This is a genomic window from Blastococcus sp. URHD0036 (assembly GCF_000701365.1).
Taxonomy (GTDB): Bacteria; Actinomycetota; Actinomycetes; order Mycobacteriales; family Geodermatophilaceae; genus Trujillonella.
This window is the reverse complement of record NZ_JNIK01000016.1, coordinates 213,567-232,317: the sequence shown is the minus strand read 5'-3', so window position 1 is coordinate 232,317 and position 18,751 is coordinate 213,567. Positions and strand designations below refer to the sequence as shown.

The window sequence follows — 18,751 nt, the reverse complement described above, 5'->3', positions numbered from 1 at the left end:
CACACTCGAACGGTGGGTGTGCACTACGCCGTCGGGCCGGTGGTGGCCTTCGCCGTCCTCGCGCTGCTCGCCCTGTTCCTGCGCTGGGCCTTCGGCACCGGCGACTCCCGGCGCCGGCCGGCCACGCCGTCCGACGACGGGCTGCTGCTCCGCGTGGCCACCGCCTCCAGCCGGGAGTCCGCGCTGGCCCTGCGGGCGGTCCTCTCCGACGCCGGCATCCGCTCGACCGTCCGCGTCCCCGCGCCGCACCGGGCCGAGGTGCTGGTCTTCCCCGAGGACGCCGAGCGGGCGCGCGCCCTGGCCGCGACCTTCCCGGGGGCCTAGTCGGGTCGGGGGACCCGCTCGATCGTGGCGCCGAGCCCGCGCAGCTGGTCGACGAAGTCGGGGTAGCCGCGGTCGACGTGGTGCACCTCGGCCACCTCGGTGACCCCGTCGGAGACCAGCCCCGCCAGCACCAGCCCGGCGCCGGCACGGATGTCGGTGGCGAGCACCGGGGCGCTGGACAGCCGCTCCCGTCCGCGGACGACCGCGTGGTGGCCGTCGATCCGCACGTGCGCGCCGAGCCGCACCAGCTCGTTGACGAACATGAACCGGCCCTCGAACACGTTCTCGGTGATCAGCGCCGTCCCTGACGACACCGCCGCCAGCGCCACCGCCATCGGCTGCAGGTCGGTCGGGAACCCGGGGAACGGCAGCGTCACGATGTCCACGCACCTCGGCCGCTCGGTCATGACGACGCGCAGCCCCTCGGGCACCACCTCGATCGTCGCGCCGGCGTCGGTCAGCTTGTCGAGCGCGACCGTGAGGTGCTCGGGCACCGCCCGCTCGATGACGACGTCGCCGAGGGTCATCACCGCGCCGATCGCCCACGTGCCGGCCACGATCCGGTCGGTGACGGTCGTGTAGGCGACCGGCTGCATCGCGGTCACGCCCTCGACGGTGATCGTCGAGGTGCCGGCGCCGTCGATGCGGGCGCCCATCGCGTTGAGCATGGCGCAGAGGTCGGCGATCTCGGGCTCGCGCGCGGCGTTGTCGACCACGGTCGTGCCCTGGGCCAATACCGCGGCCATCACCAGGTTCTCGGTCGCGCCGACGGAGGGGAAGTCGAGCCAGATCGTCGTCCCCACGAGCCGTGGCGCGGTGGCGACGAGGAACCCGTGCTCGCTGTCGATGGTGGCGCCGAGCCGCTCGAGGCCGGAGATGTGCATGTCCAGGCCGCGCGAACCGATCGCGTCCCCGCCGGGCAGCGCGACGCGGGCGCTGCCGCAGCGGGCGACGAGCGGCCCGAGCACGCTGATCGAGGCGCGCATCTTGCGGACGAGGTCGTAGTCGGTCTCGGTGCCCGGCTGCTCCGGGACGTCGATGGTCACCCGGCCCCCGCCGCCGGTGCCGGGGATGCGATCGTAGGTGACGCCGCAGCCCAGCCGCCGCAGGACCTCGCTCATGATCGAGACGTCGAGGATGTCCGGGACCTCGTCGATCGTCGTCCGGCCGGGGGCGAGCAGCGCGGCCGCCATGAGCTTCAGGGCGCTGTTCTTGGCCCCGGTCACGCGGACCCGCCCGGCGAGAGCAGTGCCACCGGTGACCTCGAAGCACTCCACGTGATCACCCTACGGCGGCCGTCCCGGGCGAGCCGGTCCGGCGGTCGGGCCCCGCATAGGCTCTCCCCATGACCGTCCGGCTGACCCGCATCTACACCCGCACCGGTGACGCGGGGCAGACCCACCTGGGCGACATGAGCCGGGTCGCCAAGACCGATCCGCGGCTGGTGGCCTACGCCGACGTGGACGAGACCAACAGCGTGCTCGGGGTCGCGCTCGCGCTGGGCGGTCCGGGCGACGACCTCGCGACGCTGCTGCGCGGCGTGCAGAACGACCTGTTCGACGTCGGTGCCGACCTGTCGACGCCGATCGTCGCCGACCCGGCCCACCCGCCGCTGCGGGTCACCGTCGAGTACACCGCGCGGCTGGAGGCGGCCTGCGACGAGCACAACGAGCGGCTCGAGGCGCTGACCAGCTTCATCCTCCCCGGCGGCACCCCGCTGGCGGCGCTGCTGCACCAGGCGCGGACGGTCGCGCGGCGGGCCGAGCGCAGCGTGTGGGCGCTGCTCGAGGCCGATCCGGAGCGCACCAACCCGGAGACCGCGCGCTACCTCAACCGGCTGTCGGACCTGCTGTTCATCCTCGCCCGGGTCGCCAACCCCGGCGGCGACGTCCTGTGGCGGCCCGGCGGCGGGCGCCAGGACCGCGAGGCCTGAGCCCTGAGGGGCTAGGAGCCCGAGCGCCCGCGGGGCGCCGACTCCACCCAGGAGAGGAAGCCGGTCACCGTCGAGGGGTCCATCGCCAGGTCGCGGGGCCCGGCGGCGGTCCGGCAGGAGAGGACGACGACGTCCTCGGGGAGCGCGACGTCGTCCCGGGTTGCCGCGCGCCGGCCCTGGACCTCGAGCTCGGCGCGGCACAACCGGTGCTGCGGGCGCACCGACAGCGAGATGGCGCGGTACCAGAGCAGCGCGTCCCCGCCGTACCAGGCGACGCCGACCGACCAGCGCGACGTCCCACCCGGGCGCAGCCACATCGTGACCGCGCCGAGGCCGGAGAGCAGGAACCGCCGCCGCAGCAGGAACGCGACGACGAGGACGAGCAGCAGCACCCCGACCAGCACCAGGAGGGCGGTGGTCATGGCGTCCGTTCCGGGAGCCGGGGGTGCTGCGCGACGTCCGGCAGGGAGCTCAGGCCTCCTGGCCGGCGGCGCGTAGCCGGCCCTCGGCCCGGCGTGCGGCGGCGAGTGCCTCGAGGCCCTCGCCCTCGGACTTCGCGAGGCGCAGTGCCTCGCGGGCCCGCTCGACGTCGATCTCGGCGGAGATCTCCGCCGTCTCGGCGAGGATCGAGACCCCCTGCGGCGACACGGACAGGAAGCCGCCGTGTGCCGCGACCACCAGGTCCTCGCCCTCGGTGGTGCGGACGATGACGACGCCACCCTCGGCCAGCTGGCCGAGCAGGGGCGCGTGACCGGGCAGGACGCCGAGCTCGCCCTCGGTGGTGCGCGCGATGACCATGGTCGCCTCGCCGGACCAGATCGTCCGCTCGACGGCCACCAACTCGACCTGCAGGGTCGCCACGTCACTCCTCGGTATTCGTCGTTGAATTGCTGGGGACCGACCACCACCGGCCCCGCCGCAGGGGCCCGGTGCGAGCCTGCGAGCGGCGGGGGGCGGCGGGGTCCTTACGCCTTCTTGAGTTTGTCCGCGTTGCGCTCGAGGTCCTCGAGCCCACCGCACATGAAGAAGGCCTGCTCCGGCAGGTGGTCGTAGGTGCCCTCGGTGAGCGCCTTGAAGGCCTCGAGGGTCTCCGACAGCGGCACGAAGGAACCGGGCTGACCGGTGAAGGCCTCGGCCACGAACATGTTCTGCGAGAGGAAGCGCTCGATGCGCCGGGCCCGGTTGACCGTGACCTTGTCCTCCTCGCCGAGCTCGTCGATGCCGAGGATGGCGATGATGTCCTGCAGCTCCTGGTAGCGCTGGAGGATCTGCTTCACGCGCTGGGCGATCTGGTAGTGGTCCTGCCCGACGTACTGCGGGTCGAGGATCCGGCTGGTGGAGTCCAGCGGGTCGACGGCCGGGTAGATGCCCTTCTCCGAGATCGGCCGCGACAGGTTCGTCGTGGCGTCCAGGTGCGCGAAGGTGGTGTGCGGCGCCGGGTCGGTGATGTCGTCGGCGGGCACGTAGATCGCCTGCAGCGAGGTGATGGAACGGCCCCGGGTCGAGGTGATGCGCTCCTGCAGCTGACCCATCTCGTCGGCCAGGGTCGGCTGGTAGCCCACGGCCGAGGGCATGCGGCCCAGCAGCGTGGAGACCTCGGAGCCGGCCTGGGTGAACCGGAAGATGTTGTCGATGAAGAGCAGCACGTCCTGGTTCTGCTCGTCGCGGAAGTACTCCGCCATCGTCAGCGCCGACAGCGCGACCCGGAGGCGCGTGCCCGGCGGCTCGTCCATCTGACCGAAGACGAGGGCGGTGGACTCGATGACGCCGGACTCGGTCATCTCCGCGATGAGGTCGTTGCCCTCACGGGTGCGCTCACCGACACCGGCGAACACCGACACGCCACCGAACTCCTGGGCGACGCGGCGGATCATCTCCTGGATGAGCACCGTCTTGCCCACACCGGCCCCACCGAACAGGCCGATCTTCCCGCCGGCCACGTAGGGCGTGAGCAGGTCGATGACCTTGATGCCGGTCTCGAGCATCTCGGTACGACCCTCGAGCTGGTCGAACCGCGGCGGGTTGCGGTGGATCCCCCAGTGCAGCGCGTCGACCCCGTAGCCGGGGGTGTCCAGGCACTCGCCGAGGGCGTTGAACACGTGGCCCTTGGTGACGTCGCCGACCGGCACCGAGATCGGGCGGCCGAGGTCGGTCACCACGGCACCGCGGACCAGGCCGTCGGTCGGGGCCATGGAGATGGTGCGGACCACGTTGTCACCCAGGTGCTGGGCGACCTCGAGGGTCAGCGTCTTGCCCAGGTCGGCGAGGGTGACCTCGACCTCCAGGGCGTTGTACAGGTCGGGCATCGCGTCGCGGGGGAACTCGACGTCGACGACCGGTCCGGTGACCCGGACGACGCGCCCGGTCGCCTGGGTGGTCGGACGGTCCTCGGTGACGGTCATGGGTGGCTCTCCTGCCTGGATCAGTCGTCTGCGTTCGCCGAGACCAGCGCGTCGGAACCGCCGACGATCTCACTGATCTCCTGGGTGATGTCTGCCTGGCGGATCTGGTTCGCCTGCCGGGCGAGGGCCTTCGCCAACTCCTCCGCGTTGTCCGACGCCGACTTCATCGCCCGCCGCCGCGAGGCCGACTCCGAGGCCGCGGCCTCGAGCATCGCCGCGTAGATGCGGGTGGTGACGTACTTCGGCAGCAGCGCGTCGAGCAGTGCCTCCGCGGAGGGCTCGAACTCGTACGAGGTCGGGATCCCGGAGTCGGCGGTACGGCCGGCCTCCCGGTCCTCCCGCTCGTAGTCGAACTCCTCGACCTCCTCGACCTCCAGCGGAGCCATCCGCTTGGCGACCGGGACCTGGGCGAGCAGGGAGCGGAACTCCGTGTAGACGATGTGCAGCTCGTCCACGCCGAGGAGTCCGTCCGCGCCGGCCCCGCCGTCCTCGTCGTCGTCCTCACCGGCGGTGAAGACGTCGATGAGGGCCTGCCCCACGCGCTGGGCGTCGGGGTAGCCGGGCTGCTCGGAGAAGCCGGTGAAGGTGTCGGCCATCTCGCGGTCGCGGAACCGGTAGTACGTCTCGCCCTTGCGGCCGACGACGTACAGGACCGGCTCCTTGCCCTCCTGGCGCAGCAGCGAGATCAGTTCCTCGGTGCGGCGCAGGACGTTGACGTTGTACGAGCCGGCGAACCCCCGGTCGGAGGTGATGACCAGGACCGCCGCCCGTCGCGGGTTCTCCCGCTCGGTGAGCAGCGGGTGGTCCAGCGACGCCGAGGACGCCAGCGCCGACAGCACCCGCGTGATCTCCCGGGCGTAGGGCTTGGAGGCCTCCACCCGGGCCTGGGCGCGCACGATGCGGGCACCGGCGATCAGCTCCTGCGCCGAGAAGATCTTCTTCGTCGACTTCGTGGAGCGGATGCGGCGCCGCAGCGCGCGGAGGTTGCCTGCCATGGGTCAGGCGCTCCGCTTGACCTGGACGCGCTCCTGGCCACGCTCGGACGCGTCCATGGCCTCGGCCTCGGGCTCGTTCAGCGGGCTGCCGTCGGAGAGCTGGAACTGGCCGTAGAAGGCCTCGACCGCGCGCTCCAGACCGGCGACGGCGTCGTCGCCGAGCACCTTCGACGTCCGGATCTCGTCGTAGACGCCGGTCTCGCTGCGCCCGATGTAGTCCAGGAACTCCGACTCGAAGCGACGGACCTCGCTCACCGGGACCTTGTCGAGCTTCCCGGTGGTGCCCAGCCACAGCGAGACGACCTGCTTCTCGACCGGGAAGGGGCTGTACTGACCCTGCTTGAGGATCTCCACGAGGCGCTGGCCGCGGTCCAGGGTGGCGCGGCTGGCGGCGTCCAGGTCGGACGAGAACGAGGAGAACGCCTCGAGCTCGCGGAACTGGGCCAGGTCCAGCCGCAGGCGGCCGGCGACCGAACGCATCGCCTTGACCTGCGCGGACCCACCGACGCGGGACACCGAGATGCCGACGTTGATGGCCGGGCGGACGCCGGAGTTGAACAGACCGGTCTCGAGGAAGATCTGCCCGTCGGTGATCGAGATGACGTTCGTCGGGATGTAGGCCGACACGTCGTTGCCCTTGGTCTCGATGAGCGGGAGACCCGTCATCGACCCGGCGCCCAGGTCGTCGGAGAGCTTGGCGCAGCGCTCCAGCAGGCGGGAGTGCAAGTAGAAGACGTCGCCCGGGTAGGCCTCGCGGCCCGGCGGACGGCGCAGCAGCAGCGACACCGCGCGGTAGGCCTCGGCCTGCTTGGTGAGGTCGTCGAACACGATGAGGACGTGCTTGCCCTCGTACATCCAGTGCTGGCCGATGGCCGAGCCGGTGTAGGGGGCGATGTACTTGAAGCCCGCGGCGTCCGAGGCGGGGGCGGCGACGATGGTCGTGTACTCCATCGCGCCGGCCTCCTCGAGGGCCGAGCGGATCGAGGCGATCGTCGAGCCCTTCTGGCCGACGGCGACGTAGATGCAGCGGACCTGCTGCTGCGGGTCGCCGGTGGCCCAGGCCTGCTTCTGGTTGATGATCGCGTCGATGGCGATCGCCGTCTTGCCGGTCTGGCGGTCACCGATGATGAGCTGGCGCTGGCCGCGGCCGATCGGGGTCATGGCGTCGATGGCCTTGATCCCGGTCTGCAGCGGCTCCTTGACCGACTGCCGCTGCACGACCGTCGGGGCCTGGAGCTCCAGGGCCCGGCGACCGGAGGTCTCCAGGGCGCCACCGCCGTCGATCGGGTTGCCCAGCGGGTCCACGACGCGGCCGAGGTAGCCGTCGCCCACGGGGACCGACAGGACCTGACCGGTGCGGCGGACCTGCTGGCCCTCCTCGATCCCGGAGAAGTCACCCAGGATGACGACGCCGACCTCGCGCACGTCGAGGTTCAGCGCCAGACCGCGGACGCCGTTCTCGAACTCGAGCAGCTCGTTGGTCATGACCGAGGGCAGGCCCTCGACCCGGGCGATGCCGTCGCCGGCCTCGCTGACGATGCCGACCTCTTCCCGGGAGACGTCCGGGGAGTAGTCGGTGACGTAGTTCTGGATGGCACTGCGGATCTCGTCTGCGGAGATCGTCAGCTCGGCCATGGGTCGTCCTCTTCCCTGCAGGGGTCGTGTGTGGTGCTGGCTGGGTGGTGGCGGTCGGGTCAGCCGACGAGCCGGCGGCCGGCCTCGTCGAGGCGGCGCAGGACGCTGCCGTCGATGATCTCGTCGCCGACGCGGATCACCAGACCCCCGAGGAGCTCGGGGTCGATGGTGACCTGCAGGCCGATGGCGCGTCCGTAGACCCGGCCGAGGACCGCGGACAGCCGCTGCTGCTGCTGGTCCGTGAGCGGCGCGGCGGCGGTGACGTGCGCGACCGACTGACCGCGGCGGCGGGAGGCCACCTCGGAGAGCCGCTCGATCGCCGTCTCCGCGTTGGCGACGGTGGGCCGGGTCAGGTGGTTGCGGAGCAGCTGCTCGGTGACCGGGCTGACCCGGCCGGCCAGCAGCTGGTCCAGCAGCGCGGTCTTCCCGGCCGCCGGGGCGGCCCGGTCGCTGAGGATGCGCGTCAGCTGCGGGTCGCCGGCGACGATCCGGCCGAAGCGGAAGAGCTCGTCCTCCACGCCCTCCAGCTCGCCGCGCACGTCGGCCGCGTCGAGCGCCGCCTCCGTGGCCAGGGTCTCGGCCGCCTCGATGAGGTCGAACGGCCGCGACCAGCGCTGCCGGGCGAGGGTCTCGACGAGGTCGAGAGCCGAGGCGGACACCTTCCCGGTGAACAGCCGCTGGGCCAGCGCGGCGCGGTCGGCGGGCTTGCCCGCCGGGTCCGACAGTGCACGCCGCAGCGACGGCTGCGCGTCCAGCAGCCGGGCCACGGCGAACAGCTCGTCGGCCAGGCCGGCGAGCTCCTCCGCGGTGACGGCCCGGGGCTGACCGGTCACCCGGTCGCGGGCCCGCTCCAGCAGACCCGACGCCGGCCGGGTCAGCTCGCCGAGGCGCTCGCGCGCCTCGGCGATGGCTGCACGACTGGCGGCGTCCATCAGCGGCTGCCCTCGGAGACGGTCGCGCCGGCGCGGCCGTCGGCCATGCCCTCGAGCTGGTCGAGGAACCGGTCCACCGTGCCGCGACGGCGGGCGTCGTCGTCGAGGGACTCGCCGACCACGCGGCCGGCCAGGTCCACGGCGAGCGTGCCGATGTGCGTCCGCAGCTCGTTGAGGACCTGCTGGCGGGACGCTGCGAGCTGCTCCTCGCCGCGGGCGACGATGCGAGCCGACTCGTCCTGGGCCTGGGTGCGCAGCTCCTCGAGGATCTGCTGGCCCTCGGCCCGGGCCTGGTCGCGGATCTGAGCGGCCTCGGTGCGGGCCTCGGCCAGCTGGGCGCGGTACTGCTCCAGCGCCGCCTTGGCCTCGACCTGCATCGCCTCGGCGCGCTCGATGCCGCCCTCGATCGCCTCTCGGCGAGCCCGGAAGACCTGCTCGAACCGCGGGGCGATGAACCAGAAGAACACCACCATGACCACCGCGAAGGCGATGAACCCGATGATGATCTCGCCCAGCGGCGGCAGGAGCGGGTTGTGTTCCTCTGCAGCGAGGATGCTCATGCTGTCAGTGTCCCTGTCTGGTGTCGGAGCCCGTACCCGGAGGTACGGATCAGGTGCCGAAGACGAAGGGGACGACGAAGCCGATCAGGGCCAGCGCCTCGGAGAGCGCGAAGCCGAGGAAGGCGTAGGTGCGGGTCAGGCCGGCCGACTCGGGCTGGCGGGCGGTGGCCTGGATGTAGGCCGCCCACACGATGCCCACACCGATACCGGGGCCGATGGCGGCGAGGCCGTAGCCCACCGAACCGATGCTGCCGGTCAGCTCTGCCAACAGGTCCATGCGAGGTGATCCTCCTGTGTCGTCACCCGGCGTCTGCCGGGCGGCTTTCGGGGGTGGTGCGGGGTGGTGCCATTCGGGGGTCCCGGCCGGTGTGGACCGAACCGTATTGGACTCAGTACCAGGCGATCAGTGCTCGGCTTCGATCGACCCGTTGAGGTAGGTGCCCATCAGGACGGTGAAGACGTAGGCCTGCAGGAAGATGACCAGCAGCTCGAAGAAGGTCATCACGATCGCCATGAGGGCCGAGATCGGGCCGAAGATGACCGAGAAGTTGTCCCGCTGGAACAGGTACACCGCACCCAGCGAGAAGACGACCAGCAGCATGTGGCCGGCGAACATGTTCGCGAAGAGTCGGACGGCCAGGGTGAACGGCCGGACGATGAAGTTCTGGAGGATCTCGATCGGCGTGACGAGGATGTACATCGGCTTCGGCACGCCGGGCAGGAAGAGGATGTCCTTGAAGTACTTCCCGACACCCTGCTCGCGGATGCCGATGTAGATGTAGAGCACCCAGCAGATGACCGCGAGGACCAGCGGGAAGGCGAACTTCGACATCGGCGAAATCTGCGCCAGCGGCAGGATCGACATGAAGTTGTTCGCGAGGATGAAGAAGAACAGCGAGGCGAGGAACGGCGCGAAGGGGAGCCCGCGGGGCCCCACCACGTCGCGGGCGATCCCGTCGCGGACGAGCGAGTAGCCGCTCTCCCCGATGAACTGCATCTTCCCCGGCACGATGGACGGCTTGCGCACCGTCAGCACCATGAACACGATCATCGCGAGGGTGGCGAACCACAGACCGAGCGTGATGCGGGTGATCTCGAAGTCGACGCCGAACACCGAGAACTCGGTGAGGGGTTCGGGGTAGAACTCGCCGAGGCCGGGGGCCTCGAACCCGTCACCCGAGCCGGACTCGGCAGCGAGCACGCCTGCTAGCGCGAGGGCGCTGGAGGTCACCGTTGTCCCTTCTGCGTCCCGGGCCGGCTCCGTCGTCCGCCCTGGCTGGTGCTGGTGTGCGACGCCCCTGATGGCGAGGGCAGGCCGCCGAACCGGAGGACGACCACGTAGATCGCCACCGCCATGCCGAGGATGATGCCGACCGGGAAGAACACACGCGTGTCCAGCCACTGGTCGAGCAGCCACCCGGCTCCGCCCCACACGGCCATGCCGGAGATCAACGTCCCGGTGACCGCCCATCCGGTCTCGGCACCACTGCCGCCCCCGGAGGGTCTGTCGGGCGAAGGCCGCGCGGACCCAGGTCTCGGGTCGTCCTCGGCCATCGGTTCCGGACACTATCAGCCGCGTGTCGCGGGTCTCCCGGGGTGCGCCGGAGGAGCCGGGCAGACCACCCGACCGGGTGGTCAGCCGGCGGGTGGGCGGGGTGGCGCGACGTAGTAGATCGGGCGCGTCCAGACCCAGCGCAACTGGACGCCGCTCCAGAGCAGCGCACCGACGATGACCGACCAGGCGAGGGTCAGCCGGTCCAGCCAGCCGTCCTCGGGGAGCGCGTTCAGCAGGCCGAACAGCACGATCGCCTTGACGAAGAAGGCGCCCATCGCCGCGGGCAGGGTGAACGTGTCGTCGATCCGCCCCGCCCAGGCCACGACCAGGCCGCTGACCACGAAGAACGCCGTCACGACGGCCGCCCCGACCAGCACGCCGACGGCGTCGTCCCACCCGGCCAGCAGGCCGGTGACCGGCGCGGCGACGGCGGTCACGGCGAGCGTCGCGAGGGCGCCGACCCGCAGGAACGACAGGTCCCAGCCGGCCTCCTCGCGGGGCATGGGACGGCTCGCTCGACGGGACATGCTGCTCATCGGACCACCTGCTCGGCACCGGGCGGACGGGGGGTGCGCACCACGGGGGCCGAGCCCGCCGGGGGCCCGTCCTCGGCCGGCCGCACCGCCCGCGCCGTGGGGTGCGCGGCCCGGCTGCGCGTGCGCTGGGCCAGCAGGTCGGCGGCCCGGGCCTCCCGCGCCGCCCGCCGGGTCCGTGGGGCGAGGACGACGACCACGCCGACCACCAGGAGGGCGCCGATCGCCACGAGCAGCTCCGCCCGGCCGCCGGTGATCGACAGCGCCACCGCACCGCTGGAGAGCAGCGCCGCCCAGAAGTACATGACCAGCACGGCGCGGCGGTGCGAGTGCCCGATGGCCAGCAGCCGGTGGTGCAGGTGCATCTTGTCCGGCGAGAAGGGCGACCGGCCACGGCGCGTCCGGCGGATCACCGCCATCAGCAGGTCGATGAACGGGATGAAGAGGACGGCGATCGGCACGAGCAGCGGCAGGGTCAGCGGCAGCAGGCTGGCGGCCGAGTCGAACGACTGCGGGTCGACGTTGCCGGTGGCCGACACGGTCGCGGCGGCGAGCATCAGCCCGACGAGCATCGACCCGGAGTCGCCCATGAAGATCCGGGCCGGACTGAAGTTGTGCGGCAGGAAGCCCAGGCACGCCCCGGCGAGCACCGCCGTGATCAGGGCCGGGGCGCTCGCGACGTCGTCGTAACCGGTCAGCCCCAGGTTGTAGCTGTAGGCGAAGAAGGCCAGCGCGGCGATCGCCGAGACCCCGGCGGCCAGCCCGTCCAGGCCGTCGATGAAGTTCAGCGCGTTCACCGTCAGCACGGTCAGCAGGATGGTGAGCGGGACCCCGACGTCGGGTCCGAGCGAGATGGTGCCGAGGTCGGCGACGGGCAGGAAGACGAACGACAGCTGCACGCCCAGCAGCACCATGACCCCGGCGGCGGCGATCTGGCCGGTCAGCTTGGTCAGCGCGTCCAGGCCGAACTTGTCGTCCAGCGCGCCGAGCAGGCAGATCAGCCCGCCGGCCGCCAGGACTGCGGCGGTCTGCGAGTCGTCGAAGGTGCGTTGCAGCGCCGGCAGCCGGGTGGCCACGAGGACCGCGGCGGCGACGCCCAGGTACATCGCCACTCCCCCGCCGCGCGGCGTCGGGATGACGTGCACGTCCCGCTCGCGGGGGGCGGCCATCATCCGCAGCCGCACGGCGGCGACCCGCACCACCGGGGTGGCGAGGAAGGTCACCAGCCCGGCGACGAGGAGGACGACGAGGTACTCGCGCATGGCTCAGACGGTGCCGGGCGGCGTCGCGCGCGGGGTGCTGCGGCCGGGGATGCACATCGCGGGATCTCCCGGGCTGGACGGCGTTGGTCGGTCCACGGTAACGCCCCGGCGCGGCCTAGTCGGTCAGCTCGGGGACGACGGCACGCAGCCGGTCGACGTCGACGGCGCCGACCCGCAGCACCCGCGGGGTGGGCGCGGTGCAGTCGACGATGGTGCTGGCCGCCGACCCGGCGCGGGGTCCGGCGTCGAGGACGACCGCCGCCCGCTCCCCCAGCTGCTCGACCGCGCCGGCGGCGTCGGTGGCGGCGGGCCGGCCGGACCGGTTGGCGCTGGAGACGGCGAGGGGGCCGGTGCGGCGCAGCAACTCGCGGGCGACCTCGTCGTCGGGCAGGCGGACGGCGACGGTGCCCTCGGCGTCGCCGAGGTCCCAGGCCAGCGACGGCGCGTGCTCGAGGACGAGCGTCAGGCCGCCGGGCCAGAACTCCTCGGCGAGCCGGTGCGCGACGTCCGGCAGGTCGACGACCAGGCCGGCGAGCGTCGAGGCCTCGCCGATGAGGACGGGGACGGGCATGGCGCGGCCACGGTTCTTCGCGGCGAGCAGCCGGGTGACGGCGGCGGGGGCGAAGGCGTCGGCCGCGACCCCGTAGACGGTGTCGGTGGGCATGAGCACCAGCTCGCCGCGACCGATCGCCGCGGCCGCGGCATCGAGTCCGGCAGAGCGGGCCTCCGGGTCGGAGCAGTCGTAGAGGTCGGCCACGGGGGGTCAGTCTCCCCCAGGCGTCGTGCCGACCCGCCGGGCGGTGGTGAAGCGGGGGCGGCCGGCGAGGTCGGGGTGGTCGGCGACGTCGTCCCAGCCGCCGTGCGCGCGCACCAGGGCCGGCAGCGCGGTGCCCTGCTGGTCGGCGTGCTCGATGGCCAGTGCGCCCCCGGGCCGCAAAAGGCGGGCGGCGGTGGTCAGCAGCCCGCGGACGACGTCGAGACCGTCGGGGCCGCCCCACAGCGCCAGCGGCGGGTCGTGGTCGGCGACCTCCCGGGGCAGCCGGGCGCCGTCGGGCACGTACGGCGGGTTGGAGACGACGAGGTCGACCCGGCCCTCGAGGCCGGTCAGCAGCCGCGGATCGGTCATGTCACCGGCGAGCACCTCGACCGGCCGGTCCCCGGCGGCGGCCCGTGCGGCGGCGTTGACCCGTGTCCACTCGATGGCCTCGGGGTCGCGCTCGACGGCGGTCACGCGCGCTCCGGGGTGCTCGTGCGCGAGCGACAGCGCGATCGCCCCGGACCCCGTGCCGAGGTCGACGACGACCGGCTCCGCTCCCCCGGCCAGCCGGCCCAGGCACCACTCGACGATCTGCTCGGTCTCCGGACGCGGGACGAACACGCCGGGGCCCACGGCGAGCTCGAGGTACCGGAAGGGCGCGTGTCCCGTGAGGTGCTGCAGGGGCACGCGGTCGGCGCGCTGCTCGACGAGGCCGGCGAACCGGTCCGCGGTGGGGCCGTCGAGCTCGTCGAGGGTCAGCAGGCCGGCACGGCTGCGGCCGGTCGCGTGCGCGAGCAGCAGTTCGGCGTCCACACGGGCGGACTCGATGCCCGCCGCGGCGAGCCGGCGGGCGGCGTCGGCCAGCAGCGTCCGGGTCTCGCTCAGGAGCCGGCCGCCAGCAACTCGGCCGTGTGCGCGGCGGTCAGGGCGTCGATCACCGCGTCGAGGTCGCCGTCGATGACCTGGTCGAGGTTGTGCGCCTTGTAGCCGACCCGGTGGTCGGCGATCCGGTTCTCCGGGAAGTTGTAGGTCCGGACCCGCTCGCTGCGGTCCATGGTCCGCACCTGGCTGCGGCGCTGGTCGCTGGCGACCGCGGCGGCCTCGTCGCGGGCGGCGGCCAGGAGGCGGGAGCGGAGCACGCGGAGCGCGGACTCCTTGTTCTGCAGCTGGCTCTTCTCGTTCTGCGAGCTGACCACGATGCCGCTCGGCAGGTGGGTGATCCGGACGGCCGAGTCCGTGGTGTTCACGCTCTGGCCACCGGGGCCGGAGGAGCGGAACACGTCGATCCGCAGGTCGTTCGGGTCGACGGTGACGTCGACCTCCTCGGCCTCGGGCAGCACCAGGACGCCGGCCGCGGACGTGTGGATCCGCCCCTGGCTCTCGGTCACCGGCACCCGCTGGACGCGGTGCACCCCGCCCTCGAACTTCAGCCGCGACCAGATGCCCTCGTCGGTGCGCGACTTGATCGCCACGGCGACGTCCTTGTACCCGCCGAGGTCGGCGTCGACGGCGTCGAGCACCTCGGTGGACCAGCCGCGCCGCTCGGCGTAGCGCAGGTACATCCGGAGCAGGTCGCCGGCGAAGAGCGCGGACTCGGCACCGCCCTCCCCCGCCTTGATCTCGAGGATGACGTCCTTGTCGTCGTCGGGGTCCTTGGGCAGCAGCTGCTCGCGCAGCCGGCCGGTCAGCTCCTCGATCTGCTGCTCCAGCGCCTGGGCCTCCGCGCGGAACGAGGCGTCCTCGGCGGAGAGCTCGCGGGCGGTGCCCAGGTCGTCGCGCGCCTGGTCGAGCGCGCGGGCGGTCTCCACCACCGGCGAGAGCTGCGCGTAGCGCCGGCCCAGCCGGCGGGCGCGGCCCGCATCGGCGTGCACGGCGGGGTCGGCGAGCTCGAGCTCCAGCGCCGCGTGCTCGTCGAGCAGCCCGCTGAGCCGGTCGGTCCCGGCGTCGGGTGTGCTCATGGCGGCGGCCTCTCGGAGGGGGTGGGGATCCCGGTGCGGACATGGCGACGGCGCCCGCCCCACCCCTGCACGAGGTGGGAACGGGCGCCGTCGGGAGAGCTACTCGCCGGCCGGGACCTTGGAGTCGGCGCGCTTGCCGAACCGCTTCTCGAAGCGGGCGACGCGACCACCGGTGTCGAGGATCCGCTGCTTGCCCGTGTAGAACGGGTGGCAGGCGGAGCAGGTCTCGACGGTCAGCTGACCGCTGGGGACGGTGCTCTTCGTGGTGAAGGTGTTCCCGCAACCACAGGTCACCGTGGTGGTGTGGTACTCGGGGTGGATGCCGGGCTTCATGCCGTGGACCTCTTCCGCAGGTGTCGGTGCTGTCTGACTGAACGCCGCCTACCGGTGCGGCATTCCAGGGCTGCCGGGCGGTACGTCGACCGTCGAGTATCCCCGATCGGTGCGGCCGCCCGGCAGCCGGGTGGGCTACTCGCCGTTGGGGCCGAGCGTCGTCTTCTGGATCTGCATCAGGAACTCGATGTTGTTGCGCGTCTTGCGCAGCTTGTCGGTCAGCAGCTCGATCGCCTGCTGCGGCTCCAGTGCCGACAGCACCCGGCGCAGCTTGATGATGATCGCCAGCTCGTCGGGCGCGAGGAGGATCTCCTCCTTGCGGGTGCCTGACGCGTTGACGTCGACCGCCGGGAAGATCCGCTTGTCCGCCAGCCGGCGGTCGAGCTTGATCTCCGCGTTCCCGGTGCCCTTGAACTCCTCGAAGATGACCGTGTCCATCGTGGACCCGGTCTCCACCAGCGCCGAGGCGATGATGGTGAGCGAGCCGCCGTTCTCGATGTTGCGGGCGGCGCCGAGGAAGCGCTTGGGCGGGTACAGCGCCGTGGAGTCCACACCGCCGGAGAGGATCCGGCCGCTGGCCGGGGCGGCCAGGTTGTAGGCGCGGCCCAGCCGGGTGATCGAGTCCAGCAGGACGACGACGTCGTGGCCCATCTCGACCAGGCGCTTGGCCCGCTCGATCGACAGCTCGGCGACCGTGGTGTGGTCGGCCGGCGGGCGGTCGAAGGTCGAGGCGATGACCTCGCCCTTCACCGACCGCTGCATGTCGGTGACCTCCTCGGGCCGCTCGTCGACGAGGACGACCATGAGGTGGCACTCGGGGTTGTTCGTCGTGATCGCGTTGGCGATCGCCTGCAGCACCATCGTCTTGCCGGCCTTGGGCGGGCTGACGATGAGCGCGCGCTGGCCCTTGCCGATCGGCATGACCAGATCGATGATCCGCGTCGTCAGCTGCTGGGGCTCGGTCTCCAGCCGCAGGCGCTCCTGCGGGTAGAGCGGGGTGAGCTTGGTGAACTCCGGCCGCTCCTTGGCCTGCTCGGGGTCCAGGCCGTTGACCGTGTCGAGCCGGACCAGCGCGTTGTACTTGTCCTTGCGCTCGCCCTCGCGGGGCTGGCGGACGGCGCCGGTGATGGCGTCACCGCGGCGCAGCCCGTAGCGGCGGACCTGCGACAGCGACACGTACACGTCGTTGGGACCGGTCAGGTACCCCGAGGTCCGGACGAAGGCGTAGTTGTCGAGCACGTCGAGGATGCCGGCCACCGGGAGCAGGACGTCGTCCTCGCCGACGGTCGGCTCGGTCGGCTGGTCGAAGCGGTCCCGGCCGTTGCGGCGGTTCCGGTCGCGGTAGCGACGGCCCCGGCGACCGCGGCCGCCCTCGAAGTCGTCGTCGTCCTCGTCGTCGCGGACGCGGTTGTCGCCGCGCCCGTCGACCCGGTTGCCGTCCGGGCGGTTGCCGTCGGCGCGGTTGTCGGGACGACCGTTGCGGTCGCCGCGGTCGGGACCGCGGTTGCCGTCCCGGTCACCGTCGCGGGCGGCACGCTCGCCGCCGTCCCGCTGGCCGTCGCGAGCCGGACGCTCGCCGCCCTCGCGCTGACCGTCGCGGGGAGCACGCTCGCCGCCCTCGCGGTTGCCGTCGCGGGGAGCACGCTCGCTGCGCTCGCGGGTGGCCTCGCGGGGAGCGCGGTCACCGCTCTCGCGGTTGGCCTCGCGGGGCGCGCGGTCACCGCTCTCGCGGTTGCCGTCCCGGTCGCGGGTGCGGTTGCGGTCGCGGTTGCGGGCGGGACGCTCGTCGTCGCCGCGCTCGTCGTCGGTGCGCGGACCGCGGTCGTCGTCGCTCCGCGGGCTCTCCGCGACCGGGGTCTCCGGCGCGGACACGTCGGCGGTCTGCCCGTCGCCGGGGGCCGCGTCGGCGGCCGGGGCGCCGGCCGGACGGCTGGCCGCCCGGCGACGGCGCGGCTGCTCGGTCGGGGCCGCGGCCGGGGTCTCCGCCTGCGCCGGGGTGTCGGCGTCGGCGGTGGTCAGCGGACCGCCGTTGGCGCCGCCGCTGATGGGGGCCTCGAGGGGGGCGGCGGTCGCCGCGACGCCGCGCGGGGCCGGCACGCCGTCCCGCGAGCCGGCGTCGGTCGCGCCCGGGGTGTCGTCGCCGCCCACCTGCTGGGCGGAGATCGCGGCGACGAGGTCGCCCTTGCGCATCCGGGCGGTGCCCGAGATGCCCAGTTCGGCCGCCAGGCGCTGCAGCTCGGGCAGCAGCATCCCCGACAGCCCGCTGCCGCGGCGGCGGGATCGGCCCGCCTGCCCAGAAGCGGCAGGTGCCTCGTCACCGGCGCCCTGGGGCACGGCGACGAGGTCGGTGGTTTCGCTCACGTACAGGTCCTTCCCTGCGGTGACCTGCGCCTACCGGCACAGGGGATGACCCACTCCGCCTGCCGTCCGGTCTTTTTCCGGGGTCGACACGAAGGAGGGGTCCGATGGGTGCGGGGCGGGATCTGCGGCGATGGACTCTCGTCTGCAACGCCCCGCGGCGAGGCCTGCCCCACTGGGGCGGCTACACCATGAGCCTAGATGCAGCTCACGGGCAGGACAACACCGGTCGTTCCCGGCCTGTTCCTCGTCATCAGGATGTTACCTGAGCCCCGGACAGCACCCGCGCCCCCGTCCCGTCGACCGACAGCGGCAGCAGCCGCCAGCCCGTCGGGACGAGGCCGGCGACGCGGCGCACCTCGGCGCCATCGCTGAAGTCGACGAGGTCGTCGCCGGGCTGCCGGCTGGTGAGCACCAGGACGCTGGGCCCGGCCCCCGAGACGACGGCCGCCAGCCCCTCGGCGCGCAGCCGCTCGACCAGGGCCAGGCTGTCGGGCATGGCCGCGGCGCGCTGCCGCTGGTGCAGCCGGTCCTCGGTGGCGGGCAGGAGCAGGCCGGGGTCCCAGGTGAGCGCGGCGACGAGCAGAGCCGAGCGGCCGGCGTTGAACGACGCGTCGCCGTGCGGCACCAGTTCGGGCAGCAGCCCGCGGGCGGCGGTGGTCGACAGCGTGCTCCCGGGCACGAGGAGCAGCGGCTGGATCCGCGGGTCGACGTCGAGCCGCTCGGCCACCGGGCCGTCGTCGCCCGCCCAGACCAGGGTGACCCCGCCGTGCAGGCAGGCGGCGACGTTGTCGGCGTGCCCCTCGAACCGGTCCGCCAGGCGCAGGACGGCGCCCAGGTCGATCGCGCCCACGTCGGGGCACAGCGCCCAGGCACCGAACACCCCGCCGACGACGGCGGCGGCCGACGAGCCCATCCCCCGGCCCTGCGGGATGGCGTTCGTCGTGGCGAGCCGCAGCCCCGGGGGCGCCCACCCGAGCTCGTCGCACGCGGCGCGGAAGGCCCGCACCACCAGGTGCGACTCGTCGGTGGGCAGCTCGTCGGCGCCCTCGCCGGTCATCTCCACCGACAGGCCACCGTCGGTGACGGTGAAGTCCAGGTCGTCGGCGCAGCTCAGCGCCAGGCCGGCGCAGTCGAACGCCGGACCGAGGTTGGCACTGGTCGCCGGCACGCGGATCCGCACCGAGGTGCGGGCCCCGCTCACCGCCGGCTCC

The 18,751-nt window shown here is 72.9% G+C and carries 21 protein-coding genes; 2 read left to right on the top strand and 19 right to left on the bottom strand.

Annotated elements, in window-relative coordinates:
• The first annotated feature begins 12 nt into the window (after positions 1-12).
• A complete protein-coding gene (locus N555_RS0117495) occupies positions 13-324 on the top strand; it encodes a hypothetical protein (protein WP_029432793.1) in 312 nt (103 codons plus the stop codon).
• On the opposite strand, the gene murA is transcribed toward N555_RS0117495, so the two are convergent.
• Positions 321-1,601, bottom strand: coding sequence for a UDP-N-acetylglucosamine 1-carboxyvinyltransferase (gene murA, locus N555_RS0117490; protein ID WP_029432792.1), 1,281 nt, complete (start codon positions 1,599-1,601; stop codon positions 321-323). The genes N555_RS0117495 and murA overlap by 4 nt on opposite strands.
• Positions 1,602-1,669: 68 nt before the next feature.
• On the opposite strand from murA, the gene N555_RS0117485 reads away from it, so the two are divergent.
• Positions 1,670-2,257, top strand: a complete 588-nt coding sequence (locus tag N555_RS0117485) for a cob(I)yrinic acid a,c-diamide adenosyltransferase (RefSeq protein ID WP_029432791.1) — start codon at positions 1,670-1,672, stop codon at positions 2,255-2,257.
• 11 nt (positions 2,258-2,268) lie between these two features.
• Here N555_RS0117485 and N555_RS0117480 read toward each other — a convergent pair whose 3' ends face one another.
• The 18 genes from N555_RS0117480 to thrB all read right to left on the bottom strand — a co-directional run bounded on the left by N555_RS0117480 (position 2,269) and on the right by thrB (position 18,741).
• Positions 2,269-2,679, bottom strand: a complete 411-nt coding sequence (locus N555_RS0117480; RefSeq protein WP_029432790.1) for a DUF2550 domain-containing protein — start codon at positions 2,677-2,679, stop codon at positions 2,269-2,271.
• Between the two features lie 49 nt (positions 2,680-2,728).
• Positions 2,729-3,118 carry a F0F1 ATP synthase subunit epsilon gene (locus N555_RS0117475; protein ID WP_029432789.1) on the bottom strand — a complete coding sequence of 130 codons (390 nt, stop codon included), beginning with the start codon at positions 3,116-3,118 and terminating at the stop codon, positions 2,729-2,731.
• Between the two features lie 104 nt (positions 3,119-3,222).
• Positions 3,223-4,659: a F0F1 ATP synthase subunit beta gene (gene atpD / locus N555_RS0117470; RefSeq protein WP_029432788.1), complete on the bottom strand. Its 1,437-nt coding sequence runs from the start codon at positions 4,657-4,659 to the stop codon at positions 3,223-3,225.
• Between the two features lie 20 nt (positions 4,660-4,679).
• Complete coding sequence (locus N555_RS0117465; RefSeq protein ID WP_029432787.1) at positions 4,680-5,654, bottom strand: F0F1 ATP synthase subunit gamma; 975 nt, start codon at positions 5,652-5,654, stop codon at positions 4,680-4,682.
• Positions 5,655-5,657: 3 nt separating this feature from the next.
• Positions 5,658-7,289 (bottom strand): F0F1 ATP synthase subunit alpha, encoded by a 1,632-nt coding sequence (gene atpA / locus N555_RS0117460; RefSeq protein WP_029432786.1) that lies wholly within the window; start codon positions 7,287-7,289, stop codon positions 5,658-5,660.
• 59 nt (positions 7,290-7,348) lie between these two features.
• Complete coding sequence (locus tag N555_RS0117455; RefSeq protein WP_029432785.1) at positions 7,349-8,221, bottom strand: F0F1 ATP synthase subunit delta; 873 nt, start codon at positions 8,219-8,221, stop codon at positions 7,349-7,351.
• On the bottom strand, positions 8,221-8,781 hold the full coding sequence (locus tag N555_RS0117450; RefSeq protein ID WP_029432784.1) for a F0F1 ATP synthase subunit B: 561 nt from the start codon (positions 8,779-8,781) through the stop codon (positions 8,221-8,223). The genes N555_RS0117455 and N555_RS0117450 overlap by 1 nt, the downstream gene beginning before the upstream one ends.
• Positions 8,782-8,830: 49 nt before the next feature.
• Complete coding sequence (gene atpE, locus N555_RS0117445) at positions 8,831-9,058, bottom strand: ATP synthase F0 subunit C (protein ID WP_029432783.1); 228 nt, start codon at positions 9,056-9,058, stop codon at positions 8,831-8,833.
• A gap of 126 nt (positions 9,059-9,184) precedes the next feature.
• The gene (atpB, locus tag N555_RS0117440) at positions 9,185-10,012 is read right to left on the bottom strand and encodes a F0F1 ATP synthase subunit A (protein WP_029432782.1); all 828 of its coding nucleotides are present in this window, start codon (positions 10,010-10,012) and stop codon (positions 9,185-9,187) included.
• Complete coding sequence (locus tag N555_RS26145; RefSeq protein ID WP_231502955.1) at positions 10,009-10,221, bottom strand: hypothetical protein; 213 nt, start codon at positions 10,219-10,221, stop codon at positions 10,009-10,011. The genes atpB and N555_RS26145 overlap by 4 nt, the downstream gene beginning before the upstream one ends.
• 195 nt (positions 10,222-10,416) lie before the next feature.
• Positions 10,417-10,872 carry a hypothetical protein gene (locus N555_RS0117430; protein ID WP_029432780.1) on the bottom strand — a complete coding sequence of 152 codons (456 nt, stop codon included), beginning with the start codon at positions 10,870-10,872 and terminating at the stop codon, positions 10,417-10,419.
• Positions 10,869-12,131 carry a glycosyltransferase family 4 protein gene (locus N555_RS0117425; RefSeq protein ID WP_051684189.1) on the bottom strand — a complete coding sequence of 421 codons (1,263 nt, stop codon included), beginning with the start codon at positions 12,129-12,131 and terminating at the stop codon, positions 10,869-10,871. The genes N555_RS0117430 and N555_RS0117425 overlap by 4 nt, the downstream gene beginning before the upstream one ends.
• Before the next feature lie 115 nt (positions 12,132-12,246).
• Positions 12,247-12,888 carry an L-threonylcarbamoyladenylate synthase gene (locus N555_RS0117420; RefSeq protein WP_029432778.1) on the bottom strand — a complete coding sequence of 214 codons (642 nt, stop codon included), beginning with the start codon at positions 12,886-12,888 and terminating at the stop codon, positions 12,247-12,249.
• Between the two features lie 6 nt (positions 12,889-12,894).
• The gene (prmC, locus tag N555_RS0117415; protein WP_255347368.1) at positions 12,895-13,752 is read right to left on the bottom strand and encodes a peptide chain release factor N(5)-glutamine methyltransferase; all 858 of its coding nucleotides are present in this window, start codon (positions 13,750-13,752) and stop codon (positions 12,895-12,897) included.
• A 17-nt stretch (positions 13,753-13,769) separates the two neighbouring features.
• The gene (gene prfA, locus N555_RS0117410; RefSeq protein ID WP_029432777.1) at positions 13,770-14,846 is read right to left on the bottom strand and encodes a peptide chain release factor 1; all 1,077 of its coding nucleotides are present in this window, start codon (positions 14,844-14,846) and stop codon (positions 13,770-13,772) included.
• 99 nt (positions 14,847-14,945) lie between these two features.
• Positions 14,946-15,179, bottom strand: a complete 234-nt coding sequence (gene rpmE, locus N555_RS0117405) for a 50S ribosomal protein L31 (RefSeq protein ID WP_029432776.1) — start codon at positions 15,177-15,179, stop codon at positions 14,946-14,948.
• Between the two features lie 135 nt (positions 15,180-15,314).
• Entirely contained in the window at positions 15,315-17,429 is a 2,115-nt protein-coding gene (rho, locus tag N555_RS0117400) for a transcription termination factor Rho (RefSeq protein ID WP_369794037.1), read from the bottom strand.
• A gap of 361 nt (positions 17,430-17,790) precedes the next feature.
• The gene (thrB, locus tag N555_RS0117395; RefSeq protein ID WP_029432774.1) at positions 17,791-18,741 is read right to left on the bottom strand and encodes a homoserine kinase; all 951 of its coding nucleotides are present in this window, start codon (positions 18,739-18,741) and stop codon (positions 17,791-17,793) included.
• Positions 18,742-18,751 lie beyond the last annotated feature (10 nt).

Bases quoted from the DNA above. Each gene is read 5' to 3' on its own strand.
- N555_RS0117485 (WP_029432791.1), top strand. From the start codon at position 1,670: ATGACCGTCCGGCTGACCCGCATCTACACCCGCACCGGTGACGCGGGG.
- N555_RS0117425 (WP_051684189.1), bottom strand. From the start codon at position 12,131: ATGCGCGAGTACCTCGTCGTCCTCCTCGTCGCCGGGCTGGTGACCTTC.
- atpE (WP_029432783.1), bottom strand. From the start codon at position 9,058: ATGGACCTGTTGGCAGAGCTGACCGGCAGCATCGGTTCGGTGGGCTAC.
- atpA (WP_029432786.1), bottom strand. From the start codon at position 7,289: ATGGCCGAGCTGACGATCTCCGCAGACGAGATCCGCAGTGCCATCCAG.
- N555_RS0117430 (WP_029432780.1), bottom strand. From the start codon at position 10,872: ATGAGCAGCATGTCCCGTCGAGCGAGCCGTCCCATGCCCCGCGAGGAG.
- rho (WP_369794037.1), bottom strand. From the start codon at position 17,429: ATGCTGCTGCCCGAGCTGCAGCGCCTGGCGGCCGAACTGGGCATCTCG.
- N555_RS26145 (WP_231502955.1), bottom strand. From the start codon at position 10,221: ATGGCCGTGTGGGGCGGAGCCGGGTGGCTGCTCGACCAGTGGCTGGAC.
- atpD (WP_029432788.1), bottom strand. From the start codon at position 4,659: ATGACCGTCACCGAGGACCGTCCGACCACCCAGGCGACCGGGCGCGTC.
- N555_RS0117450 (WP_029432784.1), bottom strand. From the start codon at position 8,781: ATGAGCATCCTCGCTGCAGAGGAACACAACCCGCTCCTGCCGCCGCTG.
- N555_RS0117465 (WP_029432787.1), bottom strand. From the start codon at position 5,654: ATGGCAGGCAACCTCCGCGCGCTGCGGCGCCGCATCCGCTCCACGAAG.
- N555_RS0117480 (WP_029432790.1), bottom strand. From the start codon at position 2,679: ATGACCACCGCCCTCCTGGTGCTGGTCGGGGTGCTGCTGCTCGTCCTC.
- N555_RS0117455 (WP_029432785.1), bottom strand. From the start codon at position 8,221: ATGGACGCCGCCAGTCGTGCAGCCATCGCCGAGGCGCGCGAGCGCCTC.
- prfA (WP_029432777.1), bottom strand. From the start codon at position 14,846: ATGAGCACACCCGACGCCGGGACCGACCGGCTCAGCGGGCTGCTCGAC.
- rpmE (WP_029432776.1), bottom strand. From the start codon at position 15,179: ATGAAGCCCGGCATCCACCCCGAGTACCACACCACCACGGTGACCTGT.